Below are 25,844 nucleotides of genomic sequence, written 5' to 3' on the forward strand. Positions count from 1 at the left end.
CCAGCGTCCCGGATCATCGGGCGGTGCCGGTCACAGAAAGCAGACCTTCATGGACACCATGCTCGCCGGACGCTTCCACCTGGACAGCAAGAAGTTCGCCGTGGAGGAAGTCCCGATCCCCGTGCCCGGTCCGGGCGAGGTCCTCATCGAGGTCAAGGCCGCCGGCGTCTGCCTCTCCGACGTCCACCTCCTCGACGGCTCCCTCGTCCCCCTCTTCGCCACCTCCGACACCATCACCGTCGGCCACGAGGTCTCCGGCGTCATCCACACGCTCGGCCCCGACCTCAAGCGCGGCCTGCCCGTCGGCACCCGCGTCACCCTGGAGGCCGGCAAGACCTGCGGTAAGTGCGCCGGCTGCGTGCGCCGCCGTCCCTGCACCCAGATGCTCACCGCCGGCATCGACTACGACGGCGGCTGGGCCCAGTACACGATCGCCCGCGAGGACACCCTCATCCCCATCCCCGACAGCCTCCCCTTCGACCAGGCCGCGATCATCCCCGACGCGGTCTCCACCCCCTACGCCGCCGTCGTCGCCACCGCGGGCGTCCGTGCCGCCCAGTCCGTCGGCGTCTGGGGCGTGGGCGGAGTCGGCGCGCACAACGTCCGCCTCGCCCGCCTGGTCGGCGCCGCCCCGATCATCGCCGTCGACCCGCTGCCCAGCGCCCGCGAGCGCGCCCTGGCCTTCGGCGCGGACCTCGCGCTCGACCCGGCAGCCCCCGACTTCGCCGACCAGGTCCGCGCAGCCACCGGCGGACGCGGCCTCGACTTCGCCTTCGACTGCGCCGGCGTCCCGGCCGTCCGCGACCAGGCCGCCTCCGTACTCGGCCTGGGCGGCTCTCTCATCCTGGTCGGCATCACGGCCAGGCCGCTGACCATCACCGAGGGCCTGACCTTCAACTACCTGCAGAAGCAGGTGCGCGGCCATTACGGCGGCACGCCCGAGTCCGTCTCCGAGCTGGTGCAGCTGACCGCGGCCGGACGCCTCGACCTCGCCCCCTCCATCACCGACCACATCCCGCTCGTCGACGCGGCCGACGCCGTCCACCGACTGGAGAACAAGATCGGCGACCCGATCCGCCTCATCCTCGTCCCCTGACGCCCGTCAGCAGGACGACAAGCCACCCTGGGCAGGGGTGAGTGGGCGCCGGTGCGTGAGGGAACACCGGCGCCCACGGCTTTCCGGCAACCGCGGAGAGACACAACCATGCAGACGACCGACACCCCGGGCCGCGCACCGCAGCGCAGCGACGCTCGCGCGAACCGTCAACGCATTCTCGCCACCGCTCGACGGAAACTGCGGGAGGACCCGGACGCAAGTCTCGACAGCATCTCCCAGGCGGCCGGCCTCGCGCGGCGCACCTTCTACGGACACTTCCCCAGCCGGCACGCGCTCATCACCGAGTTGGCGCAGGAAGCAGCCCAGGCGCTTCGCCAAGCGTTCGCCATGACACGCATCCCGGGCGCTGATCCGCTGGAGGCGATGGCGCGGATGGCCCTGGCGGCATGGGCGGTGGGCGACCAGTACCGCATGCTCATCTCCCTCGGTCGCCGCCACCTCGGAGAGGAGGCCATCCGCGCCACCCTGGCACCTGCCCGCCAAGAGGCCATCGCGGCCATACGACGTGGCCAGCGCGAAGGCGTGTTCGCGAACCACGTCCCCGCGCCCGTCCTCGCACAAGCGCTGGAAGCACTGATGCTGGCCCTCGCCGCGGAGAACACCACGTCCACCTGGGCGGACCCCACGGGTGAGGCCGCGGCGACCGCGTTCCTCGTCGCCGCCGGCGTAGCACCACAGACCGCATCACGCCGGGTTCGAGCCGTGTTGCATGACCAAGTGGTGTCTGTGCTGCAGCCAGATGCAGCCATGACATGACCGGAACGCCGCCTGGCTGCGCGGTACTGGTGGTCACCCCGGTCGGGACAGCTGTACCGACTCGTTGACCAGTGTGGATCGAAACGCCTCAGGCACGAAGTGCCGCGCCACTCGGTCCCGTCCACGTGGGCGAAGGCCCTGGCCCGCGGCACGAGGCTTCGGCCTCTTTACCCGCCCTGTGCTGTTTCTTCGCTTCTCAATAAGAATATCCATCGTTGTAGGAGTTCGTTCATTCCTGCCATTCTGATCCACGGCGTACCCGACACCCACCACGTGTGGGACGGCGTGCGCGAGCACCTGACCCGCAGCGACGTGGAGGCTTGGGACCTGCCCGGTTTCGGTTCGCCGCGCCCCGAGGGCTTCCACTGCACCAAGGAGGAGTACGTCTCCTGGCTCATCGAGCGGTTGGAGGCAATCGGCGAGCCGGTCGACCTGGTCGGCCATGACTGGGGCTGCCTCCTCACCGCGCGCGTGGCCTCCGTACGGCCGGACCTGATCCGCACGTGGGCCGGCAGCAACGGTCCGGTCAGCGCCGAGTACGTCTGGCATCCGCTGGCCAAGCTGTGGCAGGACCCGGTCGCGGGCGACCGCTGGGCCAAGGAGTACGACCCCGGCGCGTTCGCCAGGGACCTGACCGACAACCTCCAGATCCCGGCTGAGCTGGCTGAATAGACGGCCGGCCGCGTGGACGAGACCATGCGCGACAGCATTCTCAAGCTGTACCGCTCCGCATTGACGGTCGGTGCGGAGTGGGAACCGGATCTGGCGGACCTGACCGGACCGTCCCTGGTGTTCTGGGGGGCGTTCGACCCAGTCTGCCCCGTCGAATTCGGCGAGAAGATGGCCGCGTCCGTGCGCGCCACCCGTTTTCTGAGGCTGGACAGCAGCCACTGGACGCCGATCCAGAAGCCGGCCGAGGTCGCCGCCGCCCTTGAGGAGCACTGGAGCAGCTCCCAGGGGTGACTGACACGTCCAGCACCAGCGCCCGTGGGTGCACCTCGGGCGGCGCCGGCCCCATGCCGCCCGGCACCCATGGGAGGGCTCCCGCACCGCCGTGCATCCCGCCGAGCGGGGCGGGCGCTCATTCCAAGACGGCCGGAGCCTCGCTGTGGCGACGCTATGTCCCGTCGGACTGGCGATCACGCCGCGGAGCTAGGCCAATGACACCGTCACAGGTCGCAAGCCTGGGCCGCCACGTGTCATCGGTGTCCACGACCTCGTGGATCTCCTACGCCCCGGCCTGCAGGGCAACGCTGCCGTAGCACGGGCCCAGCCGACTTGGCCAGCGGCGGCGCGCCAATCCGGACCCTCAGACGAGATCGGGCAGCGGGCGCCGCGTGACCTCGTGCGCGTCCTCCGACGGGAGCCCGAGCATACGCAGGACCATCGCGGCCAGGTCGGAGGCGGCCTCGTCGCCGTCGAGGTCGGGGCGTCCCAGCCTCAGAGCCACCAGCTACAGCAGGGTGCCGCCCAGGGCAGCGGCGTGGTTCGCCAACCGGTCCGGTCACACCACGGGGGTGAAGGGTTGCGGCGGCAGCAGCCGCTCCGGCCCTCGACTCCGCCTGGCGGACCGTCCGTCACGGCACCTTGTACTCGAGCTCAGCTCCTGACCGATGGGCCGAGGGGCGAGGCGGCCGCGATTTCGAGCGCCACGCGCACTTCCAGCGAGGTGATTGCCGTGGTGGTGACGGGCAGCAGTTCCTCCGCGCGTTTGACGCGGTACGTGACGGTGTTGCGGGCTACGTGCAGGCGTTCGGCCGCGGCGCGGGGACTGCGTTCCTCGGCGAGGTAGACGCGCAGAGTTTCGCGCAGCTCACGCAGGCGGTCCCCCTCGGAGGCCAGCGGCCCGAGGACCTCCTGCACGAACCAGCGTGCGTGTTCGGGGTCGGCCGTGACGAGGGCCGCCAGGCGGATGTCCTGGTAGTCGCAGAGCCAGGAGCCCGACGCGTGCGAGGCCATCCGTTGTGCCTGCAACGCCCCCAGATGGCTGCGGCGCATGCCGTGGGGCCCTGGTGCGGGCGGGCCGAGAGCCGCGCGCACTCCTGCCGGCTCGGGCAGGGAGCTGCGCAGGTGCCGGACGTGGTCTTCGTCGGTCCTGCCGCTGACGGCGAACCATGCCCACACATGGTTGTCGTGAGCCGGGATGACGAGCGTCCTGGCCGCTCCCAGGGCGCGGGCCATGGTCGAGGCCGCGTGGTGCAGCCGTTGGGCGGCGGGCGCGGCGGTGGCGGTGTCGTCGCTCCACAGCACCGCGGCCACGTGCGTGCCTGACAGGTCGTACCGCAGACGCAGGGCGGCGGCTTCCCGGTCGACCGGGCGGCCGCCCAGCAGTTCGTCGATGACGGCGCGGCGGGCGGCTTCGTCACTGCCGCGCCAGCGGTCCCGTTCGGCGATGTACTCCTCGGCCATCACGCTCGCATGGGCGTCGACGTAGGTGAACATCAGGTCGTCGATCCGGCGCAGCTCGGCCAGGCGCTGGTCGGCCGGGACGTGCTCCTCGACTGCTGCTGCCAGGCCGCGCGCCAGCTGCGCGTGCCCGAGCCGCACCCCCCGCAGGACGAGCTCCAGCGGGATGCCGCGGCGCGCGAACTCCCGGCATCCTTCCAGCGCCTCCTCGGTGAGGGTGGGGAGGGGCCGGCCGATGTCGGAGACCATCAGGTGCAGGCCCGTCAGCACCGCGGACTGGGTCACACGCCGCAGGGTGGTCGCGGCAGCGGGACCGCCGCCGTGCTCGGGCACCTTCCTGAGGACCTCCTCCGCGATGGCGTCGGCGCTCTGGAGCGCCCACTCGACCGGGCCCGCGCCGAGCTCCGTGCGTGCCGCGGCCAGTTCCGCCGGTGACAGGACGGGCTCGGTCAGGCGGCCGGGGTCCGGCCGCAACCACTGGAGCCACTGTCCCCTCACGCTTCTCGTCCCTCCGTCGCGGGGAAGGTGGGCGAGCGGGTCGCACGCAGCTGCAACCCAGGTCAGGGAACCATATCTTCCCTGCTGAGTCGAGCAGCCGCGGACCCCGCCGCTGAGGACGACGAGCGCCGCCGTGCAGGCCGGCTGCAGGATGCGTCCTGCTGCCGGCCTGCACGGTCGCACCGTTCACCGGCAGGGGTTGCTCACCCCGCGCGGCGGCGCGGCGCGGTGCGTGAAGCGCCGCCCCGTGCCGCGCGTCGCTGTGCTCGGCGTGGCCTGCCATGGGCACCGGCTGTGGCGCCGGTGGCTCAAGCGGTGACCTCCGGGGCGGGGGCCGCCGTGAGCCCGCCGCGCAGCGCAGTGACCAGACGCGGGAGGTCGGCCGTACTCTTGGCGCCGCCGAAGACGTAGAAGTCGGGGCGCACCAGCATGGCCTCGATGCCCGTACGGGCCAGGTCGGACAGGTAGGTGCGGTCGAGATCGACGACGTCGTCGGGGCCGTTCGCCGCCCGGTCGTCGGTGATCCTCAGCAGGCGGAGCCCGATCTGCTCGCACCAGGCCAGGGTGTCCTCGTCGAGCCCGTCACGCGGATCACCGGTGGTGAGCAGGGTGAGCCCGATGCCGACGATTTCGTCGAACATGCCGGTACGGCCCCTGAACCGCACCCGTCCCTGCCGGCTGAGCTGCCCGGTCGGCTCCGCGGTGGCACCGGTGCAGTCGCGGTCCAGCAGTCCGCCGGTGAAGGTCCCCAGGAACTGGTCTCCTTGTGGTACGCGGCCTGCCTGCTGGTCGGCGATCATGCGGGCGTCGCGCTCGGCGGCCGCGGCCGGGTCCGGCTCGCAGATGACCCTCCCCAGCATCACGGACTTCTCGATCGCGTTCTGCAGATGCTGGCATCGCTCGGTGGTGTAGGTGTCCAGCAGACTGTCGTCGGCTTTCCCGGACAGCACCAGGTCGAGCTTCCAGCTCAGGTTGATGGCGTCTCGGAGGCCCGAGCACAGGCCCTGCCCGGCGAACGGCGGCATCTGGTGGGCCGCGTCCCCGGCGAGCAGCAGCCGGCCGTCGCGCCAGGAGTCCGCCCAGCGTGCCCGGAAGGTGTAGACGGTCTGCCGCTCCAGGGTGGCGTTGTCCGGGTGCAGGTCCCACGGCTCGAGCAGCTTCCAGGCGGTCTCGGCCTGGTGGAGATCGGCGATGGACTCGCCGGGCAGGCGCATGAATTCCCACCGACGGCGGCCGGGGCCGCCGACCACCGCTGTGGTCGGCCGGGCCGGATCGCAGAGCTGCAGGTTCCGTGGCGTCCATGCGCGGTCCCGGTCATGGGGCATGACGTCGAGGACCAGCCAGTCGTACTTGAAGCCGAGGTCGGTGACCGAGGTGCGCATGCACGAGCGGATGAAGCTGTTGGCGCCGTCGCAGCCGACGACGTACGCGGCCCGGAGGGTACGCTGCGCGCGCACCCCGTCACGGAGCAGGGGCTCGTCTCCCGCGCTCTCCGCCACGGTGACTTCCACCGCCGTGGGGCCCGCCTGGACGACCACGGCTTCCCAGCCGCGCAGGATGTCGATCCCCGGCAGCGACTGGACGCGCTCGTTCAGGGCCGCTTCCACGGTGGGCTGGTTGAACGCGCTCATGTTGGGCCAGCCGGAGTGGTTGTCGTCCGAGAAGTCGAAACGGAGGAGTAGCTGACCCTCTCCGTTGCGCCACTCGTAGTCGACAGCGGGTTCACTGACAGCGGCCATGTCCAACCCCAGCGACGCCAGGATGCGGCCGGCCTCGTGGTCGAAGACGACCGCGCGTGGCAGCGGGTAGGGCTGCGGCCACCGTTCGACGATGCCGACGCGGCGGCCTCGGGTCGCCAGCTGGATGGCCGTGGCCAGCCCGACCGGACCAGCGCCGACGACCAGCACGTCGTAGGTCTCCACGGCGAGACCCTCGGTCGAGGTGCTCATGATGTGCGTTCCTTTGCGTCCGTTCAGCCGGCGTCGTGCGCGCCGGTCATCATCGCGGCGAGGTCCTCGGGGCGGAGGAAGGACGGCGGTACGGGCGGGCCCCAGTTGTACAGGGCGAGGCGGGCGCCCTCCCACGTCCCGGGGGTCCACAGTTGGTCGTCGACGATGCAGTCCATGTCGGAGTAGTACTCGGAGAAGTTGCCGGCCGGGTCCCGGAGGTACCAGAAGAAGTTCGACCCCAGCTGGTGGCGGCCCAGACCCCAGACGTGGCGCTCGGGGTGGTCCTCCAGCATCCGGGTGGCGCCGCGTCCCACCTCGTCCACGTCGTCCACCTGCCAGGAGGTGTGGTGCAGGAAGGAGATGGGGGCCTTCTGGACGAGGACGTTGTGGTGGTCGGTGGAGCACCGCAGGAACGCCGCGCCCGGTACCAGGTCGCTGACCTTGAAGCCGAGCCCTTCGGTGAAGAAGCGCTGGGAGGCTTCCTGGTCGGTGGAGCCCAGGACGACGTGTCCGAGGCGGCGGACGCGCACCGGACCCTCTCGCAGCACGCCGGGGGCACGCTCGCCGGTCCGCTCGATCCGCCCGGGAGCGTTGTACGGCATCCGCGCGGCGGCGGGCTGCACGATGCGCGGCTGCACCTCGACGGTCACCGTCACCTCGGTGCCCGGGTCGACCGCGCGCAGGCGGTGGGTGTCCCGGACGAACGGCACCTCGAGCCGGTCGAGGGCCGAGCCGATCCGCCCGAGGTCGTCCTGGTCGTCGGCGCTCAGGGTGAGTTCCTCCAGGCGGCGCCGCACCGCGTGAACGAGCTTGAGCTGTTCGCCACCGTCGGCAGTGGCGAATCGGCCGTCGCCGAGGTCGGTCAGTCCGAAATCGGCGTAGTAGGCCGAGGTGTCGGCCACATTGGGCACCCCGATCGTGATGTGCGCCACGCGGTGCAGGGCCATGGCAGTCTCCTCAAAGAGCTTCAGTGTGCGGGTGGTGTACGCAGACAGGTGTGGGGCCGCGCGTCAGACGGCCTGGGTGCCTTCGGGGTAGGTGGGGCCGGCGACCAGGGGGTTGCGCAGCTCACCGATGCCGTCGATCCAGCTGCGCAGTTCCTCGCCGGGGGCCAGGAACCGGCGCGGGTTCCGGGCGCCGCCCACGCCGGCCGGGGTGCCGGTGAAGATCAGGTCGCCGGGCAGCAGCGTGCAGATCGACGACATCCAGGCGATCTGCTGGGACACCGAGAAGATCATCTGGGAGGTACGGGAGTCCTGCATGGTCTCGCCGTCGATCGCGCAGCCGAGCGCGAGGTCGTCGGGGTGGTCGAACTCGTCCGGGGTGACCAGCACCGGCCCGGTCGGGCTGAAGCCGGGGAACGACTTGCCGAGGGAGAACTGGGGCGCCGGTCCCGACAACTGGATGCCGCGCTCGGACAGGTCCTGGCCGAGCGTGAGGCCGGCCACGTACCGCCACGCGTCCGAAGCGGCGACCCGGTACGCCTCACGACCGATCACCGCTACCAGCTCGACCTCCCAGTCGACCAGGGCACTCGGCAGCTCGACCGTGGCGTAGGGCCCGGTCAGGGACGTGACGTACTTGGTGAAGACAGCGGGACGCTCCGGTACGGCAACCCCCGACTCCGCCACATGGTCGGCGTAGTTCAGCCCGACCGCGAAGACCTGCCGCGGGCGCGGCACCGGCGCGCCCAGCTGCTGCTCCACCACGGCGATCCGCTCGTGGCCGGTCGCGGCCGCAGACTGGGCCCAGTCGCGGAACTCGGCCCAGCGGTCGAAGACCGCCTGCGGGTCCGAGGAGAACAGGCCGTCGCTGGCCTTCTCCACATCTACGGCGCCGTCGGGGAAGACGAGCACGAGACGGCTGTTGAGCGTGGCTGTCCGCATGGCACAACACCTCCATGTTCAGAAAGCGAAAAGGGAAAGGGGGAACGGGACGATCGGGTGATCAGTCGGACTGGCGTTGTCCCTGCTCCGGCTGTGTGACGGGAGACCGGGCCCGTCCTACGTCGTCAGGCGTCCGCCCGTCGCCAGGCAATGCGCACCTGGGAGTCGTCGGCCCCGGCAGCTGTCAGCTCCAGCCGTCCCGGGCCGAACTGGACCTCGCGTACCAGGTCCGTCCCCGTCCACGGTGCGTAGTGACTGGTCTGAACGTGGTGCACGACCGACCCGTCCGCCTCGCGCTCCCAGCGTCCGGCGTACGCCACGGTCCCGGTGGCTGTCTCCTCGAACGGGGATACCAGCGGGGCATCATCGGGATGGACTGTCAGCAGTGCGCTCATCCAGCCGTCGGCGGCGTAGTGCAGCACCCCCCTGGGACGTTCCCCGAGCGGACGGACGACCGTCCCCTGTCGTGTCAGCGAGAAGTCCTCAAGGACCCAGGCTCCGAGCAAACTGTCCATGTGTGCCTCGCACCGTGCTTCAGTTCCGTCGGCCCGGCCGCGCAGACACCGTCGCAGCACCACGGTGACGGCCCGGCGGCCGGGCCGAGTGGCCGGCTCCTGCCACCCACACAGAGCAGTCAACCCGCGACCACGGCACGGGATCTTGGTCCCCGGAACTCAAAATTCCGTTTGCTTTGGGCTCACCGCACCCATGTGATCAGCGCCGGTCCGCAACCCCCGCTTCGAAACGAAATGGAGTAGCTCGCGCGGCACCGGTGTCGTGCGACGCCCTCTCTTCGTGCCGCAGGCACGATCAGAGGTTCGTGCCGGTGCGTACTCCTCGCCGGCCTCTGACCCGTTCCGGGAGACGTTCGCGGCCACTCGTCCTGTTAGCGAGCCCACGGCGGGGCTGGCAGACTGAATCCGTGGTTCCGCTGATGGTCGCGGCGGATCAGATCGCGTCCTCATCGCTTACCGGCGCCAGTGTGGTATCAGCCTGCGCACTGCTCTTCACCGTCGCGTCGTTCTGGTGGCTCAACGCCCGACAGGGTCGCCTGCAGGCGTGGGAACCTCATTCCTTCGCGGCCATCGTCCACGGTTCCACGGCACGCCTACGACTGCCGCTCGTCCTGCACAACACCGGTCCCAAACCGATCGTCGTGCAGGACCTCATCCTGACCTTCCCCGATGAGCCCGCCTCTCATCTGCCCCTCCTGTGGGTGTCCTCCCCGTCCCGGCTCCGACCGGGGCCGGACGAGGAGGCGAAGCTGCCCGCCGGATTCGTCGTGCCCGGCAGAGAAGCGCAACAGCTCTTCCTCGAGTTCGAGGCACCGTTTTCCGGATTCCTCCCGGAGGCCCGTGACTACAAGGCCCAGATACAGGTGCGGGTCGGCCACCGCAAGGGGTGGCGCCCCCTGCTGACGTTCAGCTTGAGGGCCGCCAACATCATCCATCCAGATCGCTACACCGTGTACAACAACGCACCGGTCGAGCTGACGAAGGAAGATCAGAGGAGAGCGGACGCCGCGCTCCTCGAACTGCTGGAAGAGCACGGGGACGGCTCCCCTCCGGGCGGCAGGAGACAGGGGGACCGGCCTGATGACGGCGACGCCGACACAAGCGGCTGATGCCGAGTCCCGAATCGGCGCAGCGGGCATTCTCTCCCTGGTCATGGTCCACCGCCGAGAACCTTCCCGAAGCTGGGCGTAGCGTGAAGTGACGGGTGCCTGTCCGGACTCGTACTACAGCGAGCGGTCCGGGGCACGGGGCTCGGCAAACCGGTGAGCCCAGAGCCCTTGCATGATCACCTCGGGTGAGCCGGTCAAGGGTCCGGAAGAGTCCAATGCCGATCACAGCCTCGGCACCCGCCCGGGCGCCGACCCCAGCATCGCTCCGCCTGGAGCGTCCGCCAGGTTCCTCGCGGACCGGGAGACGAAAGGCCACTCATGCCTCGATCCATCCGCGCGCTCGTAGCCGTAGCGGCCGGCGAGCCCGCCGATGTCCTGCGGCTGGAATCCCGGCCTGTTCCCACGCCGGACGCCGGTCAGGCGGTGATCCGGGTGAAGGCGACCCCGGTTCACGCGAGTGATCTGCACGTGCTGCGCGGCCGGTACGGCTTCTCGCCGGAGTTTCCCGCTGTCGGGGGCTACATGGAGTGCGTGGGCCGCATCGCTGACCTGGCCCCGCAGACCGAGGGGCTGAAGGTCGGTGAGCGCGTCGTGGCCGCCGTGATCCCGGCCGTACCCGGGCCCCCGGTGACAGGCACCTGGCAGGAATACCTCGTCGCCGACTCACACAGGCTGCTGCCGGTCCCCTTGGCCGGCTTGTACATCCGGGCGATCTCCACTGGCCCATCGCCCGTCTTGGCCTGGGCGCGCGTCGGCCCGCTCAGCACTGTCCGGGCCGCGTTCTCGGCATCGAGCGGGTCCGACTTGCCGCGCCGGCGGCGGTCGGCCCGGTCGAACCGGTTCACATCGAAGACGGCCACGCCCTGGGCCAGCAGGTAGCGTGACAGGGCAGCCCCGAAGGAACCGGTGCCCTCCACTCCGGCCCGCCGCACCGTACCCGACGCCCTGGCCCACCCCAGCAGGTTGCGGTAGCCGGCCGCGCTGGCCGGGAACTCCTCGGTGCCGATCACCTCCCCCACCAGGGAGAGCACAGCGGCCACATGCGCATCCCGATGCGTGTCCACTCCCAGGACCACCTCCCTCGCCGGTCGCCGCCGATGAGAACGCGAAGCGCAGGGTGTGTCGATCATGCTCGATTCATTTCAGGCCGACGGCTTGTCGCGTAGCCGGCACCGGGCCGTGCGGACGGTCAGTCGTGCTGGAATCCGAGTCAACGCTGATCACGCTTGCCGGGGACTGCGGGGGAAGAACGCTCCTTGCCGTGCGTGGCGCCGGCGAGTTACTCGGAGAGCTGGCCGTTTTGGACTTCCAGCCACGCACCGCCACAGTCATCGCCGCGGAGACTCGCCGTCCCCGCCCCCGTCCGAGCCGTCGGCGCCGTCGCCGCGGCGAGGATCTGCCACGGCGCCAACCCGGTCCGCCGTTCCAGCTCCCGCGGGTCCATGCTCGACGTCGGGTAGCGCGGCGAGCCGCCGACAGGGATCAGGCCGTCGAGGATGTCGACGACGAACTGGGACGCGGGGCATCGCTTCGAACGCGTCTCGCGAGTCGTCGTTCACCACCGTGTGCGTATCAGGTGACGGATGCTCAGCGATGGCTGGGCCCGTCGGTCAGTCGATGCCTTCGATGATGCGGAAGTCGCGCTCGACGCCGTCGGAGAGGGCCACCAGCGCCTTCTGGTACGCCTCGCTCTCGTATGCCGCGACGGCCTGTTCAAAGCTGTCGAACTCGATCAGAACGACGCGTTGGGTGATTCCGGCCTCGTGGGCGACGACTCGACCCTCACGGGACAGGATGCGCCCGCCCCCAGCCTGGACAGCCGGTCGGGCCAGCTTGCCGTAGGCAGTCAGCCTCTCAGGGTCGGAAATGGCGCGGTAGACACTGACCCAGTAGCCCTTGGCCATGGAAACCTCCTGTGTTCGGCCGGACACGTCCGACTTCGAATTGACACTCAGATCGATCGATCCCGGCGACGGGTACTGCCGTCAGTTGAATCGTCATATGCGCAGGCTAGGGCTTGATGTGCGGTCGAGGGAAAGACCGGTACGGGATAGACTCAGAACGGATCGTTATCAATCGGCAGTGAGGGCACGTGGCGCCGGATACGGTGAGCCTGCGGTACTTCCTGGTGCTGGCGCAGGAGTTGAACTTCACCCGCGCGGCCGCACGGATCGGTATCGCACAGCCCGCACTCAGCGCCCGGATGCGCCGATTGGAGGCGGAACTCGGTACGGCCCTGCTGGTCCGCAACACGCGTAGCGTCGTATTGACCACGGCCGGTGCGGCTTTGGCGGAGTCCGCGCCGCCCGCGCTGGCGGCGCTGGACCGGGCATGGGAGACCGCCCGGAGCGCGGCGGCCGGTGAACTGGGCACGCTGCGCATCGGATACAGCCTCAGCGCCGGGGCCGAGACGGCACCGGCCCTGGTGGACGGGCTGATTCGCGGCAACAGCGGACTCGAGGTCGGCGCGGTCCCGATGGCGACACCGGAGATCTCCCCCGCGGTCGCCGACGGCCGCATCGATGCCGGGATCACCCGCGGTGAACAGCCAGGCCGTGGCGTGCGCCGGTTCCTGCTGCGGCGTGAGCGCACCGGGGTCCAGCTGGCGCAGCACCATCCGCTGGCCGAACACCCGGAGATCGAGATCGCCGATGCGGCCGCGTATCCGCTGCGACTCCCGGACCGTGCGGCCAACCCCGTGATCCACGATCAGCTGTCCGCACTGTTCCGAGACACCCGACCACACCCCCGATTCCACACGCCCGCAGTCTCTTTCGACATGTCTCAGCGCGACCTGCGCGACGGGGTCACCCTCGCCCCGGCCGGAGAAGCCGTGGTCACGGCACAACCGGCCGGTCTCACCTGGCGACCGCTGCGGGGCGCGCCCAGCCTGACGATCCACCTGGTCCTCCCACGCGAGCAGTCGCGACTACACCGCCGCATCCGTGCCGTCGCCAAAACCCTGGCGCACGAGCTGCACTGGCTGCCGGACTGACGCGCAAGAGGTCAAGCAAGACGGACGTCTGCGGTGGCGAGGTCGAAGACCTCGCGCCGGCGGACTTCGCGGTGATGACGACGACGGCGGTCTTGCTGAAGGTCGGACACGACCTCGCTACGCCGGTCGGCCATCGCCAGAGCGGCCGGGACCGGCAGCAGGGCGGTCAGCTTCTACCTCTCCGGCGAACGGCATCCGCGGGCGGAGATCCTTCCGCGCCTGGCGCGCGCGGTCGGTGCTCGATGCCCTGGAGGCGAAGTTCCCCAAGGCCGCCGAGCATCTCGACGCCGCGCGGGCCGACGTGCCGGCGTTCACCGCCTTTCCGCGCGAGATGTGGCGGCAGATCTGGTCCAACAATCCGCAAGAACGGCTGAACAAGGAGATCCGCCGCCGCACCGACGTGGTCGGCACCTTCCCCGACCGCACCGCCCTGGCCCGGGCGCGGCCATCGAGCACGGCCAGCGCAGCAGCCTGCGCATCGAGCGGGTCAAACTTCCCGAGCGGACGGCGAGCGGTGCGGTCGGGCCGGTTCACCTCATACGCCTGGACCTGCTGAGCCAGCGGGTAACGGGACAGGCCCGCTCCGAAGGTGCCGGTGCCCTCCACGCCGGCCCGGCGCACCTTACCCAGCTTGCGGGCCCAGGCGAGCAGCCGACGGTAGCCGGCCGCCGTGGCGGGAAAAGCCACAAGGGCCCAGGCCAACCTGGACCGTCGTACGCATGTCCGGCGGCCAAGCCCGAGTGATCCCTGCGACCGTTCCAGCAGTAGACGCAGCACTTCCGGCGTACGTGTCCCGAGCGGGCGCGCCTACTGCTGCCCGAGGCACGCGGCCTCAAGCAGTCGGCTTCAGTCCCGGCCGTTGCCCCGCAGCGCTTGGTGACGTCGCAGAGCCACCGCCCGGAGCCGCTCCCTCAGCTCATCCTGGTCTGCGCCACGGGTCTTGTTGGCATGGCAATTGGGGCAGAGGGCAATCATCGCGCTCGGGTAGTCGCGCCCACCTGCCGCATGGTTGTCGATGTGATCGACTTCGAGGAGCGGTTCTCCCGTCGTCGTGCGATACGGCAGATCCGGCAGAAGACACTCCGGGTTCTCACAACGGCCTTCGCTGCGCCTGAGAACTGCCCGTCTCGCGGCGTCGTCCCGTTCACGGCGCTCTGTCGTCGTCTCACGGACGACCTCGTGCCTGCCCGCTGCTTCACGCACCAACAGTGTGTCGCATGCGGCGTTGTAGGCAGCCTCATCCGAGATGACCCGCGCACGCATCCGCCGAAGTGCGTACGGCACTGGTTCAAGCCAGGCGGGCCGGACATCATGTCCGGTAGCAGATGCCGCTCCGCGCAACTGAGTTGGCGGAACTCCCGGCCACTCAACGAGCGACGACAGCCTGTGCTGTCCGTCCATGGCTGTTCCCGCAGCCCTCGTTTTCTCCAAGCCGAAAGCATCAGTCGTCCTGCTCTCTGAGGGCACGACGGCATCGTCGACAACCAGTACGCTCTTCACCCCGACGCCAAATCTCCCGATCGCACCAGCACGCATTCGGGCCATGGCCATTCTGCGGATCGTCTCAGCGGCTTCTTCGCTGATCGGCTCGTTCATCCGCCCCCCTTGCCGTCGGCCTGACAGCGTTGCACAGGGCACTGACATTGATGCTGATACTCGGGTTCCGGTGGTCGTGACCCGGGCACCGACTGACGTCCTGCTGGGCTGTCTTGGCGTTGTGCTGTACGGCCGCCGGGGCTTGTTCTCATGGATCCGGCCGGGCGAAACATGACCTGATGTACCGCCGCCGGCCGGTCGAAGAAGGAGATCATCCGGCTTCTGAAACGGGCCATCGCGCGGGAGATGTTCCGCTGCCCGACAACCACGGTCACTGTTCCCGGCATCGCCGACCTGCGGCCCCTGCGGCAGTCGAAGAACACCGGTCACCATCTCCACCCTCGGACGAGGAAGCCGCCGCGATGACACCCTGACCCACGCCTACCCCGAATGGCTTCGAGCCGCTTGCCGAGCAATAGGAGCGTCATCGTCCCCGGGCTGCCGCTTCGCCCGTCCCCGGTACAGGCCATACTCCACCTCCCCCAACCGCTGGCGCAGGCGTTCCCCCGCCAGGGCAGAGGGGACGGCACACACGGAACGGGCGGCGTCCAGCGGCTCAGCATGCCGGCCACCATGCAGGCGGAGCCGGGTGCCCTGCAAACCGGCAAACCGCGTCATTCCGAAGAAACGCGAAACTCGAATTCGGGACGGTCCCACGGCACGGCGGGCGGGTTCGCGAGCGCGGTCCCGATCCGCACTGCACCTGCGCGGTGGTAGAAGTCCTCGGCGGGAAGATGCGACACGACCTTGACACGGTCGAGCCCGGCGGCACGGGCCTCGGACTGCATGTGCGCGACGAGCAGCGACCCAATACCCCGTCCTTGCGCTTCGTCGGCGACGAACAGCAGGTCGAGCTCCGGTGGAGCGAGGACGAGCGAGTAGAACCCGAGGACCCGGCCTCCATGCTCGTCGGCACCGACGGCCACAAAGACGCGGTGGGCCTCGATGTAATCAGGCCCGACCCGGTAGCCCGCGACTGCGGCTGCGTACTTACCCGCGTAGGCGCCTGAGCCACGCACGAGCCGCGTGAGCCGTTTGGCATCCCGCGCAACGGCCCTCCGTATCGTGATCGGCTGGCTGATCGGGGAAGTGCGTGAACCCATCGGGAGAGTATTTCGCACCGGGGCGTGCCGTCGTGCGGCGGGTCGGCTGCTCGGGCAGGGTTCCTGCACCGCCCCCCGGGAACCGCCTGCCCAGGCCCCGATCGACCGAGTCACTGCCGCCGCATCGACCGCACGCCGACAGCAACTGGGAGGCCCGAACCGCTACGGAGGAGCCGGAGAACGGGGTGGTCAACCGCTGCTTCCCCTGGGCCTGCCGCAGCGAGGGTCAGCCTATGCAGGACGACTTCAGGCTGGCCTCGTGAGCCGCTCCAGGAGACGCTGGACTTTGCGTCAGCAAACGGACGTGTCTTGGTTGATCGCACCAAGTCCCCGGGGCGCGTGTTGCGCGTGACTTCCCTGCCTCCGGAGTATTGGTCCGGTGGATACATTCAGTCGTGCCTGCAGCCCTGGCCGGCTCGCTGGTCCTGACGTACGTCAACGCCAGCGGCGCCCTCGCCCCCTTCGTCGCTCGGCCACGCCCGCTGCTGCTGGGCGCCACGGAAAATTCCGCCAGGTCAGTCCGCTCACCCGGTCGAAGAGCGAACGGTGACCTGGCGCAATGGAGTCGACGTACTCCTGCACACAGTCCATGCGACCCATTGTGGTCCTCCCGCGAACACCGCTGCTGCGGGCTCGGCCCCTCGAGCCCGACCGTCGCGGCTTCATGGCAGGGCAGGGCCGTGCGGCACCAGCGGCCCGCTCCCGACCGTCAGGCGGCTGACCAGGGCAGATGGAGAACGGGGACGGGAGAATCTAGGGTCAGGACGTGGCTTTCATCAAGGTGTGTGAAGACGACGCTGCGGTCCGCGGCGTCCTCAAGCGCGCCCTGGAGCACGACGGCCACACCGTCTCCGTCGCCGCCACGGCCGACAGCCTGCTGCGGCAGCTCGCACCGGCGCCTCATCTGGTCGTCCTGGATCTCGGGCTCCCGGACGCCGACGGCCGCGACGTCTGCCTGGCCCTGCGAGCTCGCGGCGTCGACGCGCCGGTGTTGATGCTCACAGCCTTGGACGGCCTGCATCACAAGGTGGGCGGCTTCGAGGCCGGCGCCGACGACTACATGACAAAACCCTTCGACGTCCCGGAACTGCTGGTCCGCGTCCGGGCGCTGCTGCGCCGGGCCACCGTGGAGCCCGCACCGCGCGAGGTCGTTCTCGATCCGGCGAAGCACGTGGTGACCCACGATTCGGTGAGCATGAGCCTGACCCCGACCGAGTTCCGGCTGCTGGGCCGCCTGATCGCCTCGCAGGGCGACGCGGTACGCCGCCACGCCCTCATCGCTGCCGGCTGGCCGCACGGGGCGCAGGTCAGCGACAACACCCTCGACTCCTTCGTGCGCCGGCTGCGGGCCAAGCTCGGTCCGCTGGGTGTGGCCGAGCGTCTGGCGACCGTCCGCGGGGTTGGCTACCGATGGCAGTGACGGGATTCCGTAAGCGGGTCGTCGCGCTCACTGTGCTGATCGCCACCGCCGTGGTCGCGGTCCTGGTTGTGGTCTCGCACGTGCTGCTGAGCCGGGTGACGGACGCCGACGCGCGCGATCTGGCGCGTACTCGTGCCGAGGCGGTCGTGGCGAACGTCACCGCCAAGGACGGCCGTGTCGTAGTGACGGAGAACGGCAGCGAGGCGCTGGACGAGGTCGCCTGGGTGTATGCCGACGGCCGCCTGATCGACGGGAACGTGCCGCCCAGCGTGGTCGAGCGCGTCGAGGCGCTGGCGGACTCGGGGCGATCGCAGACCGCCGCCGTCGGCGATTACCTCCTGTACGCGCGGCAGGTCCCGATCGACGGCCACCACGTCATGGTGATCGTCCGGGTGGACCTCACGCCCTACGAGACATCCGAGCAGCGCAGCCTGACCTTGTCCCTGGTACTGGGCGGCCTCGCGATCCTCCTCGCCGGCGGTGTCGCGCACCTCGTGGTGCGCCGTGCGCTGCGGGTCGTGCACGAGATGGCCGCCCTCGCCGACGAATGGGGCCATCACGAACCCGGGCGCCGCTTCAACCTCGGGGTCCCCCGCGACGAGTTCGGGGAACTGGGGCGGACCCTGGACCATCTCCTGGAGCGCGTCGACAACGCGCTGGCGGACGAGCGCCGGCTCACCGATGAGATCGCCCACGAGCTGCGGACACCGCTCACGGTCCTGCGGGGCGAGGCGCAGCTGGCGCAGCTGTCCGGCGAGCCGGTGGCGCCGGAGGCGGTGCTGGGCGAGGTCGACCGCCTCGATGCGGCGATCACGACGATTCTGCGTGCCGCGCGCGCACGGACAGACGCTGGGACCCGGTGCGATCTGCGCTCCGCCGCGCGGCAGGCGATCGCCGGCCGCGCGGTCGAGGTCGCCTTTCCCTCGAAGGTCGAGGTCGCAGTGGCAGCCGACGTCGCCGTGTCGCTGCTGTCGCCCCTGCTGGAGAACGGCCTGCGGCATGCGCGGTCGCGTGTGTGGATCACCGCGCGCATCCAGGGTGAGGCAATCGTGGTCGATGTCCTTGACGACGGCCCCGGATTCGATCCCGCGGAGGTCGACCGGGTCTTTGAAGCGGGTGTGACCGGCGGCGACGGGTACGGGCTCGGGCTGCCGGTGGTCCGGCGCATCGCCGCCTCGGCCGGTGCGGAGGTCCGCGCGATCGCGGACGGCCGCGGTCACGTGGAGGTGACGCTCCCAGCCGCCCGTGCCACCACGTAGTCAGGTTACGTGCAGATTCCCCGCGTAAACCTCCCCGCATGACAACGACAACGGAAGCACGCACCCGCAGCGGGCGCCTCATGCTCAACAAGGTCCCCGAGGTCACCATCTGGTTCTGGGTGATCAAGGTCCTGTGCACGACGGTCGGTGAGAGCTTCGCCGACTGGATCAACATGAAGCTGGGCGTCGGCCTGGTGAACACGGCCTGGATCTTCACCGCGGTGTTCGTGGTGGTCCTGGCCGTCCAGCTGCGGCTGAAGCGGTACGTTCCGTTCCCCTACTGGCTGACCGTCGTCGTTGTCAGCGTCACGGGCACCCTGTACACCGACATCCTGACCGACCAGCTGAACGTGCCGCTGTGGATCAGTTCCGCGGTCTTCTCGGTGCTGCTCGCGGTGGTCTTCGGTGTGTGGTGGGCGCGTGAGCGCACGCTGTCGATCCACTCGGTCACGACGCTGCCACGTGAGTCGTTCTACTGGCTCGCCGTTCTCGTCACCTTCGCGCTCGGCACCGCGACCGGTGACTGGACTCTGGAGCTGACCGGCTGGAGCCCGGGCGTCTCCGTGTTGCTCCCGCTCGGCCTCATCGCGGCGATCACGCTGTTGTGGAAGTTCGGCGCGAACCCGGTGCTGTCCTTCTGGCTCGCCTACATCCTGACCCGCCCGCTGGGCGCGAACATCGGCGACTGGCTCGCCTCCCCCAAGGTCGCCCAGAACCCGGGCGACCCGACCGGTCTCGCGCTGGGCACGTTCACCACCAGCCTGATCTTCCTCGGCCTCATCCTGGCTACCGTGGTCTACCTGACCGTGACGCGCTCGGATGTGACCGAGACCCACGAGGCGACCCACGCCGCACCGGCCACCAGCAACCCGCGCAAGGAGCGCACCGCGCTGGCGGGCTTCGGACTGCTGGCCGTCGCCACCGCGGGCCTGCTGGTTTGGGCCCACGGCCAGCCGCACGTCGGCCCGGCGCCGGAAACCGACAACACCTCCGCCGTCCAGATGGCTCCCGGCCAGGCGGTGAAGAAGTTCCCGCCCGCCAAGGTCGCCGCGCTGAAGACCCTCGCCTCCACCTCGCTCGCGGACGCACGCTCGGGGAACGCGACCGGCGCGCACGCGGCCGCCCAGTCACTGCGTGACCTGTGGGACGCCGACCAGGCGTCGCTGCAGCCGCTGGACCAGACCGGCTGGACCTCCGTCGACGCCCAGATGGACAAGATGCTCAAGACCTTCGGCATCGACCACCCGAACCCGCCGATGTCGCCCGCGCAGCAGGAAAAGGAACTGAACGCCCTCCTGACGGACATGGGCTGACAGACCGCACAGCGCCCGGCCGGCCCACCCGGCCGACGGGCTCGGTGTGCCGAGGCGGCGCAGAGAACCGCGCTTCCTCGGCACACGTCGGCCGGACACCGTAATGCGGCCGGGGCGGCCCGCGGCAGTCCGCGCATGTCCGCAGGCTCTCGTGGGGCGGTCGCTGACCGGATGGCGTCGGCCGAATGACGCCAGACCCTACTGCGCGAACAGGCGAGGGCCAGTCAACTCTCCGTACTGGCCCCGTCGCTCCGACCGGCCTCGGCAGGCCCAACGGCACTGGCGCCTTCTGACGGCGGCGCCCTCTGGCCGACAGGGGCTGCGCCCGCTTCGCACTATTGCGGCGCGCGCCCAGCCCTTGTCTCGTCTCAGTCCCCCAGCCGATCGAAAACGACACGTTCCATGCCGTGCCCGGCCGACCGGCCGGATGCGCGACATGCTCAGCACACTGGCGTCGATCCCGGTGTCCGCCGGCTCCGCCCCGATGGCGTACTTCCGGGCGATCGCCTGCGTCGGCATCCCCGCGGCCTGCCAGTCGGTCCGCTCCTCGGCGAAATGCAGAAGAAGCGTGGCCGCAGCGCGCCACCGTCAAAGGCATCCGAGGTAAGCGCAAGGTCCTGGTCGTGGGCGACGGCGTCAACGACGCGCCCGCCCTGGCCGCCGCCCACACCGGCATCGCCATGGGCCGGGCCGGCTCCGACCTCGCGTTGGAGACCGCCGACGCGGTGATCGTCCGCGACGAACTGGCCACGGTGCCCGCCGTGGTGGTCCTCTCCCGCCGGGCCCGCCGCCTGGTCGTGCAGAACCTGGTCATCGCCGCCGTGTTCATCTCCGGCCTGGTCGTCTGGGACCTCATCGCCACCCTCCCCCTCCCTTTCGGCGTCCTCGGCCACGAGGGCTCGACCGTCATCGTCGGCCTCAACGGCCTGCGGCTGTTGCGCGAGGTCGCCTGGACGCGGGCCCGCGAGGAGGGCCGCCGCTGACCCGCCGAGCCCCACGGCCCGTCACACCAGCACTGGCGCGGCGGGCCTTGCCGTCCGATCGCTCCGGCAGCGCCGCCGAAGCGAGGCGTCGCGTGCAACACATGACCAGCCGCTCATATGGATATGGATTTCATTTCCATCTACCGTAGAGGTGCCGACCGGGCACGAGCCACAGGGGGTGATGCGCCATGGGCGGCCGGACGACCCGACAACGCAAGGCGGTCACGCGGGTACTCGCGGGCTGCCAGGACTTCGTGTCGGCCCAGGAGTTGTACGCCCTTCTGGTGGCCGGCGACCACGCGATCGGCCTGACCACCGTCTACCGCGCCCTGCGCGAGCTGGAGGCGGACGGCGGTGTGGACGTCGTCCGCGACGAGACCGGCGGGCGGCTCTATCGGCTGCGTCCGGCCGACGGGCACCGCCACTACCTGATGTGCCGCGACTGCGGCCGCAGCCGGCCGGTGGACTCCGAGGTCGTCGAGGAGTGGGCGGGCCGGATCGCCGCCGCGACCGGCTTCACCGCGGTGGAGCACACCGTCGAACTCACCGGCGTCTGCGCCGGCTGTCTGCCCCACACCGACGGAGGCCGGCCGTCCGGGGACGGAGACGGAAGAGAGGAACAGCCATGCCACTGGGAGCTCACCCCGGACCTCCGGGACCCAGTCCACAGCTGCGTGAGCTGAAGGAGACCGTGCGCGCCCTGCTCGATCTCGACGACGACACCGCCGTCCCGATCCGCCGGCTCGTCTGCACCGAACCGGGCTGCCCGCCGCTGGAAACGGTCGTCGTCGTGCTGCCGATGGAGGGCGACGCCCGACGCTGGACCTCGCACCGCCCAGCCGACCAGATCACCGAGGACGACGTGCGGGCCGCCCTGCTCGCCGATGAACAGCACGACCAGGAGACCGACTTGACCACCCCCGTAACCGAAGAGCCGCGCGACGAACGGGTCCCCGTCACCGTCCTGACCGGCTTCCTTGGCTCCGGCAAGACCACCCTCCTCAACCGCATCCTCACCGAGAACCACGGCATGAGGATCGCGGTCATCGAGAACGAGTTCGGCGAGGTCGGCATCGATGACGCCCTCGTCCTCGACGCCGAGGAAGAGATCTTCGAGATGAACAACGGCTGCATCTGCTGCACCGTGCGCGGAGATCTGATCCGCATCCTGGGTGCGCTGATGCGGCGCCGCGAGAAGTTCGACCACATCCTCACCGAGACCACCGGCCTCGCCGACCCCGCGCCCGTCGCGCAGACCTTCTTCATGGATGACGAGATCGCCTCCCAGCTGCGCTGGACGCCATCGTCACGCTCGTCGACGCGGCCCACGTGCTCCAGCACCTGGACGAGATCAAGCCGGAGGGCGTGGAGAACGAGGCCGTCGAACAGATCGCCTTCGCCGACCGCGTCGTCCTCAACAAGACCGACCTGGCCGACGAGGAGACCATCGGACAGGTCGTGCGCCGGGCGAACTCGCCGCCGCCATCGGCATGGAACAGTCCGCCGTCTCCCACCAACTGCGCCTGCTTCGCGCCCTGGGCCTGGTCACCGGCCGCCGCGACGGCCGGCGCATCGTCTACAGCCTCTACGACGACCACGTCGCCCAACTCCTCGACCAGGCCGTCCACCACATCGAGCACCTGCGCCTCGGCGTACGCGACCTCGGCTGACGCACAGCATCCAGGAGCGGTGCGTCAGTTGAGGTCTGCCACCTGCTGCGGCGCCGGGGCCGCGCGCAGCCGGTCGGGCAGCGTGCCGTCGTCAGGCATTCCAGCCCGAAGCCAGGCCCCCACCGCCTCGGCGTCGACTTCGGTCACCAGCGGACCGAGGCGTACGGCGACACCACTCGGCCTGCGGTCGGCCCCGCACGGCTGCACGGCGGCGTGCAGCCCGCGGCGCCTGCGGCAGTGCAGCACCCTCGCGAGGCAACCGGTGGAGACCATCACCCCGTGCGGGCACTCCCGGACCGCACGGCACAGGGCGTCCATCACCCGCCCCCTCGCGGCGGCACGGCATGAGCCGCAGACCACGAGGGTGAAAGGGCGCCTCTGACGGCCGCCTGCGGTATCGCTCATCTCTGAGTCTCCTTCGTATGAGTGAAAGGGATCCCCTGTTTTTGCCGCCGCGTGGTCCCCAACCCGCTGTGGGAACCAGCCAGTTGCGGCTCTGGTGATTTGACAGCACCCGGCCTCACCACCAACCTATGCGCATGACATCCATTTTCATTAAGCAGGGTGGCTAGCCATGCGCGTTGCCTTCGTCGGCAAGGGCGGCAGCGGCAAGACGACCCTGTCGGCCCTCTTCTCCCGTCACCTGGCGCACTCCGGAGCGCCGGTCGTCGCGATCGACGGCGACATCAACCAGCACCTGGCGTACGCCCTCGGCCTCGACGAGGACGAGGTCTTCGCCGCGCCGCCGCTCAGCGCCCGCACCGGTGAGATCAAGGAGTACCTGCGGGGCACGAATCCGCGGATCCCTTCCATCGAAGTTATGGTGAAGACGACCCCGCCCGGACGCGGGTCCCGGCTGCTGCGGCTGCTCGGCGACGACGAGATCCACCGCCACCACGTCCAGGAGGTCGGCGGCGTACCGCTCATGGTCACCGGCGCCTTCAAGGAGAGCGACCTGGGAGTGGCCTGCTACCACTCCAAGCTCGGCGCGGTCGAGCTGTACCTCAACCACCTCGTGGACGGCCCCGGCGAGTACGTCGTCGTCGACATGACCGCCGGCGCCGACGCCTTCGCCTCCGGCCTGTTCACCCGCTTCGACATGACGTTCCTGGTCGTCGAACCGACCCGCAAGAGCCTCTCCGTCTACCGCCAGTACCGCGACCACGCCGCCGAGTTCGGCGTCCCGGTCGCCGTCGTCGGCAACAAGGTCACCGGCGAGGACGACCTGCTCTTCCTCAAGGAGCACGTCGGCGACGATCTGCTCGCGCACTTCGCGCAGTCCTTCTACGTACGCGCCCAGGAACAGGGCTGCGGCCACGGCGAGTTGGAGCCGCACAACACTCGCACCCTGGACCTGCTGCGCGCGGCCGTGGACACCCGCCCCAAGGACTGGGCGGCCTTCCAGAAGCACGCCGTGGAGTTCCACCTGCGCAACGCCGCCGCCTGGGCCAACGAGGCCACCGGCCATGACCTCGCCGCCCAGGTCGACCCGGACTTCCGGCACGGCCCCGCAGCCCTGACCGCCTTCGCCTGACCCCATCCCCTCCACCAAAAGAACCACAGAACAGGACAGCCCTTCATGTCACTCGACGTCTCCCCGCAGCTGCTCGCCGAAGCCGAGAACGGCGAGGTGCGGGAGCAGGACTTCGTGGAAACGGTGCGCACCTCCCTGCCGTACGCCTACGACCTCATCGCCCGCCTGGCGGACGAACTGCGCTCCGGGACGGCGGAGTTCGCCGACAACCAGACGCCGCCGCCTTCCGAGAAGGAGCGCGGCCAGCTGCTGCGCGCCCTGTCCAGCGACGCCATCCGGCGCAGCCTGGAACGGCACTTCGGCATCACCCTCGCCTTCCAGAACTGCCACCGCGTCGCGGCCTTCCACCCCGAGGCGCGCGGCGGCGCCACCCACGCCCGCTTCACCTCGCTGCGTGCGCAGATCCTCAACCAGTCGCCGGAGTTCCGCGACTGCTGAACCGCTGCCGGTCGCGACCGCCGACTGCCGGAACCGGCGTTCGGCAATCGGGCCGGCCGGCCACTTCGTCCCCTCGGCGGCCGTCGCCCACCAGGACACCCGGTCCTCGTGAGCGACGGTCGCCAGCGCTTGTCCCGGCGGCATCCGCCGCGTCCCCTACTTGCGCAGCCCCCCGAGCAGTCGTACGCCCGGTCAAAAGATGGCAACGGTTTTCATCTACCATTGATCTGAAAATCATTTCCATCTAGCGTCGAAGGTGTCGCCACACGGCCGGCGCGTGTGCGCCGCGCGCCCGGTATCGCCCGAAGGAGCTCCGCATGTCCACCGCCCCCGCCTCCCGTTCCGCCCGGCCGACCGCGAGGATCGCCCTGGTCACGGCAACGGCCGCCCTGACGGCCGTGACGGCGACCGCGTGCTCGACCTCCTCCTCGCACACCACCGACACCGCCGCTACCGGCAGCGGCAGCGGCTCGGGGAAGACGATCCAGGTGGTGGCGGCGGAGAACTTCTGGGGCAGCATCGCCTCCCAGCTCGGCGGCAGCCACGTGAAGGTGTCCAGCATCATCAGCAACCCGGACACCGACCCGCATGACTACGAGCCGACCGCCGCCGACGCCCGTACCGTGGCCGGCGCCCAGTACACGATCGTCAACGGCATCGGCTACGACGCATGGGCCGACAAGCTGCTGGCCGCCAACCCCGGCAGCGGACGCATCCAGCTCAAGATCGGCGACCTGGTCGGCATCAGGCCGGGCGGCAACCCGCACCGCTGGTACTCCCCGGACAACGTCCACCAGGTCATCGAGAAGATCACCGCGGACTACAAGAAGATCGACCCGGCCGACGCGGCTTACTTCGACCAGCAGAAGACGACCTTCGAGACGAAGACGCTCGCCGGCTACAACAAGCTCATCGCCGACATCAAAGCGAAGTACGCGGGCACGCCGATCGGTGCTTCCGAGTCCATCGTCACGCCGCTCGCCGAGGGCCTGGGGCTGAAGATGCTCACTCCGGAGACGTTCCTGGACGCGATGAGCGAGGGCTCCGACCCCACGGCCAAGGACAAGGCCACCATCGACCAGCAGATCAAGAACAAGCAGATCAAGATCTACGTCTACAACTCCCAGAACTCCACACCGGACGTGCAGGCGCAGGTCAAGGAGGCCAAGGCCCAGGGCATCCCGGTCGCCACGGTGACCGAGACCCTCACCCCCGCCGGGGCCACCTTCCAGCAATGGCAGACCACCCAGCTGCAGGGCATCGAGCAGGCCCTGGCCAAGGCCACCGGGAAGTGAAC

Annotated in this window: 23 protein-coding genes and 6 pseudogenes; 18 read left to right on the forward strand and 11 right to left on the reverse strand. The window is 69.9% G+C overall.

What is annotated here, in order from left to right; genetic code table 11:
• Nucleotides 1-49 precede the first annotated feature (49 nt).
• From ACFYZJ_RS00335 to ACFYZJ_RS00350, 4 genes are all read left to right on the forward strand, one after another.
• A complete protein-coding gene (locus tag ACFYZJ_RS00335; RefSeq protein ID WP_388561249.1) occupies nucleotides 50-1,096 on the forward strand; it encodes a zinc-binding dehydrogenase in 1,047 nt (348 codons plus the stop codon).
• A 108-nt stretch (nucleotides 1,097-1,204) separates the two neighbouring features.
• Nucleotides 1,205-1,873 (forward strand): TetR/AcrR family transcriptional regulator, encoded by a 669-nt coding sequence (locus tag ACFYZJ_RS00340; RefSeq protein WP_388561251.1) that lies wholly within the window; start codon nucleotides 1,205-1,207, stop codon nucleotides 1,871-1,873.
• 99 nt (nucleotides 1,874-1,972) lie between these two features.
• Nucleotides 1,973-2,545, forward strand: coding sequence for an alpha/beta fold hydrolase (locus ACFYZJ_RS00345; RefSeq protein ID WP_388561253.1), 573 nt, complete (start codon nucleotides 1,973-1,975; stop codon nucleotides 2,543-2,545).
• A 12-nt stretch (nucleotides 2,546-2,557) separates the two neighbouring features.
• Entirely contained in the window at nucleotides 2,558-2,836 is a 279-nt protein-coding gene (locus ACFYZJ_RS00350; RefSeq protein WP_388561255.1) for an alpha/beta fold hydrolase, read from the forward strand.
• 346 nt (nucleotides 2,837-3,182) lie between these two features.
• Here the strand turns inward: ACFYZJ_RS00350 and ACFYZJ_RS00355 are convergent.
• The 6 genes and pseudogenes from ACFYZJ_RS00355 to ACFYZJ_RS00380 form a co-directional block, all read right to left on the reverse strand.
• Nucleotides 3,183-3,353 (reverse strand): annotated as a pseudogene (locus ACFYZJ_RS00355) (TetR/AcrR family transcriptional regulator); the annotation flags it as partial.
• Between the two features lie 119 nt (nucleotides 3,354-3,472).
• Nucleotides 3,473-4,777: a PucR family transcriptional regulator gene (locus tag ACFYZJ_RS00360; RefSeq protein ID WP_388561257.1), complete on the reverse strand. Its 1,305-nt coding sequence runs from the start codon at nucleotides 4,775-4,777 to the stop codon at nucleotides 3,473-3,475.
• A gap of 308 nt (nucleotides 4,778-5,085) precedes the next feature.
• Nucleotides 5,086-6,726: a bifunctional 3-(3-hydroxy-phenyl)propionate/3-hydroxycinnamic acid hydroxylase gene (locus ACFYZJ_RS00365; protein ID WP_388561259.1), complete on the reverse strand. Its 1,641-nt coding sequence runs from the start codon at nucleotides 6,724-6,726 to the stop codon at nucleotides 5,086-5,088.
• Nucleotides 6,727-6,749: 23 nt separating this feature from the next.
• On the reverse strand, nucleotides 6,750-7,673 hold the full coding sequence (locus ACFYZJ_RS00370; protein WP_388561260.1) for a VOC family protein: 924 nt from the start codon (nucleotides 7,671-7,673) through the stop codon (nucleotides 6,750-6,752).
• Between the two features lie 63 nt (nucleotides 7,674-7,736).
• Nucleotides 7,737-8,612, reverse strand: coding sequence for a fumarylacetoacetate hydrolase family protein (locus ACFYZJ_RS00375; protein ID WP_388561262.1), 876 nt, complete (start codon nucleotides 8,610-8,612; stop codon nucleotides 7,737-7,739).
• Nucleotides 8,613-8,737: 125 nt separating this feature from the next.
• Entirely contained in the window at nucleotides 8,738-9,127 is a 390-nt protein-coding gene (locus ACFYZJ_RS00380) for a lipocalin-like domain-containing protein (protein ID WP_388561264.1), read from the reverse strand.
• Between the two features lie 407 nt (nucleotides 9,128-9,534).
• Between ACFYZJ_RS00380 and ACFYZJ_RS00385 the strand changes: the two genes are divergently transcribed.
• Together ACFYZJ_RS00385 and ACFYZJ_RS00390 are read left to right on the forward strand one after the other, a co-directional pair.
• Nucleotides 9,535-10,236, forward strand: a complete 702-nt coding sequence (locus ACFYZJ_RS00385) for a hypothetical protein (protein WP_388561266.1) — start codon at nucleotides 9,535-9,537, stop codon at nucleotides 10,234-10,236.
• Between the two features lie 318 nt (nucleotides 10,237-10,554).
• A complete protein-coding gene (locus ACFYZJ_RS00390; RefSeq protein WP_388562179.1) occupies nucleotides 10,555-11,115 on the forward strand; it encodes an alcohol dehydrogenase catalytic domain-containing protein in 561 nt (186 codons plus the stop codon).
• Here ACFYZJ_RS00390 and ACFYZJ_RS00395 read toward each other — a convergent pair.
• Both ACFYZJ_RS00395 and ACFYZJ_RS00400 read right to left on the reverse strand, forming a co-directional pair.
• Nucleotides 11,001-11,366, reverse strand: a pseudogene (locus ACFYZJ_RS00395) (transposase); the annotation flags it as partial. The gene ACFYZJ_RS00390 and the pseudogene ACFYZJ_RS00395 overlap by 115 nt on opposite strands.
• 480 nt (nucleotides 11,367-11,846) lie before the next feature.
• Complete coding sequence (locus ACFYZJ_RS00400; protein ID WP_388561268.1) at nucleotides 11,847-12,140, reverse strand: DUF1330 domain-containing protein; 294 nt, start codon at nucleotides 12,138-12,140, stop codon at nucleotides 11,847-11,849.
• A 188-nt stretch (nucleotides 12,141-12,328) separates the two neighbouring features.
• Between ACFYZJ_RS00400 and ACFYZJ_RS00405 the strand changes: the two genes are divergently transcribed.
• Both ACFYZJ_RS00405 and ACFYZJ_RS00410 read left to right on the forward strand, forming a co-directional pair.
• Nucleotides 12,329-13,231, forward strand: a complete 903-nt coding sequence (locus ACFYZJ_RS00405) for a LysR family transcriptional regulator (protein ID WP_388561270.1) — start codon at nucleotides 12,329-12,331, stop codon at nucleotides 13,229-13,231.
• A 235-nt stretch (nucleotides 13,232-13,466) separates the two neighbouring features.
• Nucleotides 13,467-13,670 (forward strand): annotated as a pseudogene (locus tag ACFYZJ_RS00410) (transposase); the annotation flags it as partial.
• Nucleotides 13,671-14,077: 407 nt separating this feature from the next.
• Here ACFYZJ_RS00410 and ACFYZJ_RS00415 read toward each other — a convergent pair.
• Nucleotides 14,078-14,827 carry an HNH endonuclease signature motif containing protein gene (locus ACFYZJ_RS00415; RefSeq protein ID WP_388561272.1) on the reverse strand — a complete coding sequence of 250 codons (750 nt, stop codon included), beginning with the start codon at nucleotides 14,825-14,827 and terminating at the stop codon, nucleotides 14,078-14,080.
• Between the two features lie 614 nt (nucleotides 14,828-15,441).
• Nucleotides 15,442-15,930: a GNAT family N-acetyltransferase gene (locus tag ACFYZJ_RS00420; RefSeq protein WP_388561274.1), complete on the reverse strand. Its 489-nt coding sequence runs from the start codon at nucleotides 15,928-15,930 to the stop codon at nucleotides 15,442-15,444.
• Nucleotides 15,931-16,696: 766 nt separating this feature from the next.
• Here ACFYZJ_RS00420 and ACFYZJ_RS00425 point away from each other — a divergent pair.
• The 7 genes and pseudogenes from ACFYZJ_RS00425 to ACFYZJ_RS00455 all read left to right on the forward strand — a co-directional run.
• The gene (locus tag ACFYZJ_RS00425) at nucleotides 16,697-17,350 is read left to right on the forward strand and encodes a response regulator transcription factor (RefSeq protein WP_388561276.1); all 654 of its coding nucleotides are present in this window, start codon (nucleotides 16,697-16,699) and stop codon (nucleotides 17,348-17,350) included.
• Nucleotides 17,341-18,609, forward strand: a complete 1,269-nt coding sequence (locus ACFYZJ_RS00430; protein ID WP_388561278.1) for a sensor histidine kinase — start codon at nucleotides 17,341-17,343, stop codon at nucleotides 18,607-18,609. Before ACFYZJ_RS00425 ends, ACFYZJ_RS00430 begins: the two co-directional genes overlap by 10 nt.
• A 38-nt stretch (nucleotides 18,610-18,647) precedes the next feature.
• Complete coding sequence (locus tag ACFYZJ_RS00435) at nucleotides 18,648-19,922, forward strand: hypothetical protein (RefSeq protein WP_388561280.1); 1,275 nt, start codon at nucleotides 18,648-18,650, stop codon at nucleotides 19,920-19,922.
• Between the two features lie 605 nt (nucleotides 19,923-20,527).
• Nucleotides 20,528-20,905 (forward strand): annotated as a pseudogene (locus tag ACFYZJ_RS00440) (heavy metal translocating P-type ATPase); the annotation flags it as partial.
• A gap of 188 nt (nucleotides 20,906-21,093) precedes the next feature.
• The gene (locus ACFYZJ_RS00445; protein ID WP_388561282.1) at nucleotides 21,094-21,588 is read left to right on the forward strand and encodes a Fur family transcriptional regulator; all 495 of its coding nucleotides are present in this window, start codon (nucleotides 21,094-21,096) and stop codon (nucleotides 21,586-21,588) included.
• A gap of 116 nt (nucleotides 21,589-21,704) precedes the next feature.
• Nucleotides 21,705-22,312: pseudogene (locus ACFYZJ_RS00450) on the forward strand (GTP-binding protein); the annotation flags it as partial.
• A 62-nt stretch (nucleotides 22,313-22,374) separates the two neighbouring features.
• A pseudogene (locus ACFYZJ_RS00455) lies at nucleotides 22,375-22,575 on the forward strand (ArsR/SmtB family transcription factor); the annotation flags it as partial.
• Nucleotides 22,576-22,599: 24 nt separating this feature from the next.
• Here the strand turns inward: ACFYZJ_RS00455 and ACFYZJ_RS00460 are convergent.
• Complete coding sequence (locus ACFYZJ_RS00460) at nucleotides 22,600-22,980, reverse strand: hypothetical protein (protein ID WP_388562181.1); 381 nt, start codon at nucleotides 22,978-22,980, stop codon at nucleotides 22,600-22,602.
• 169 nt (nucleotides 22,981-23,149) lie between these two features.
• Here ACFYZJ_RS00460 and ACFYZJ_RS00465 point away from each other — a divergent pair, with 169 nt between their 5' ends.
• From ACFYZJ_RS00465 to ACFYZJ_RS00475, 3 genes are all read left to right on the forward strand, one after another.
• Nucleotides 23,150-24,109: an ATP-binding protein gene (locus tag ACFYZJ_RS00465; protein WP_388561284.1), complete on the forward strand. Its 960-nt coding sequence runs from the start codon at nucleotides 23,150-23,152 to the stop codon at nucleotides 24,107-24,109.
• Nucleotides 24,110-24,154: 45 nt separating this feature from the next.
• Nucleotides 24,155-24,547, forward strand: coding sequence for an SCO5389 family protein (locus ACFYZJ_RS00470; protein WP_388561286.1), 393 nt, complete (start codon nucleotides 24,155-24,157; stop codon nucleotides 24,545-24,547).
• A gap of 317 nt (nucleotides 24,548-24,864) precedes the next feature.
• Complete coding sequence (locus tag ACFYZJ_RS00475; protein WP_388561288.1) at nucleotides 24,865-25,842, forward strand: metal ABC transporter solute-binding protein, Zn/Mn family; 978 nt, start codon at nucleotides 24,865-24,867, stop codon at nucleotides 25,840-25,842.
• The last annotated feature ends 2 nt before the right edge of the window (nucleotides 25,843-25,844 follow it).

It is taken from the genome of Streptomyces sp. NPDC001848 (assembly GCF_042891915.1).
Lineage (GTDB): Bacteria > Actinomycetota > Actinomycetes > Streptomycetales > Streptomycetaceae > Streptomyces.

Coding starts and splice junctions, on each gene's coding strand:
- ACFYZJ_RS00335 (WP_388561249.1), top strand. CDS start 50: ATGGACACCATGCTCGCCGGACGCTTCCACCTGGACAGCAAGAAGTTC.
- ACFYZJ_RS00340 (WP_388561251.1), top strand. CDS start 1,205: ATGCAGACGACCGACACCCCGGGCCGCGCACCGCAGCGCAGCGACGCT.
- ACFYZJ_RS00365 (WP_388561259.1), bottom strand. CDS start 6,726: ATGAGCACCTCGACCGAGGGTCTCGCCGTGGAGACCTACGACGTGCTG.
- ACFYZJ_RS00370 (WP_388561260.1), bottom strand. CDS start 7,673: ATGGCCCTGCACCGCGTGGCGCACATCACGATCGGGGTGCCCAATGTG.
- ACFYZJ_RS00375 (WP_388561262.1), bottom strand. CDS start 8,612: ATGCGGACAGCCACGCTCAACAGCCGTCTCGTGCTCGTCTTCCCCGAC.
- ACFYZJ_RS00380 (WP_388561264.1), bottom strand. CDS start 9,127: ATGGACAGTTTGCTCGGAGCCTGGGTCCTTGAGGACTTCTCGCTGACA.
- ACFYZJ_RS00390 (WP_388562179.1), top strand. CDS start 10,555: ATGCCTCGATCCATCCGCGCGCTCGTAGCCGTAGCGGCCGGCGAGCCC.
- ACFYZJ_RS00400 (WP_388561268.1), bottom strand. CDS start 12,140: ATGGCCAAGGGCTACTGGGTCAGTGTCTACCGCGCCATTTCCGACCCT.
- ACFYZJ_RS00415 (WP_388561272.1), bottom strand. CDS start 14,827: ATGAACGAGCCGATCAGCGAAGAAGCCGCTGAGACGATCCGCAGAATG.
- ACFYZJ_RS00420 (WP_388561274.1), bottom strand. CDS start 15,930: ATGGGTTCACGCACTTCCCCGATCAGCCAGCCGATCACGATACGGAGG.
- ACFYZJ_RS00430 (WP_388561278.1), top strand. CDS start 17,341: ATGGCAGTGACGGGATTCCGTAAGCGGGTCGTCGCGCTCACTGTGCTG.
- ACFYZJ_RS00435 (WP_388561280.1), top strand. CDS start 18,648: ATGACAACGACAACGGAAGCACGCACCCGCAGCGGGCGCCTCATGCTC.
- ACFYZJ_RS00445 (WP_388561282.1), top strand. CDS start 21,094: ATGGGCGGCCGGACGACCCGACAACGCAAGGCGGTCACGCGGGTACTC.
- ACFYZJ_RS00460 (WP_388562181.1), bottom strand. CDS start 22,980: ATGAGCGATACCGCAGGCGGCCGTCAGAGGCGCCCTTTCACCCTCGTG.
- ACFYZJ_RS00465 (WP_388561284.1), top strand. CDS start 23,150: ATGCGCGTTGCCTTCGTCGGCAAGGGCGGCAGCGGCAAGACGACCCTG.
- ACFYZJ_RS00470 (WP_388561286.1), top strand. CDS start 24,155: ATGTCACTCGACGTCTCCCCGCAGCTGCTCGCCGAAGCCGAGAACGGC.
- ACFYZJ_RS00475 (WP_388561288.1), top strand. CDS start 24,865: ATGTCCACCGCCCCCGCCTCCCGTTCCGCCCGGCCGACCGCGAGGATC.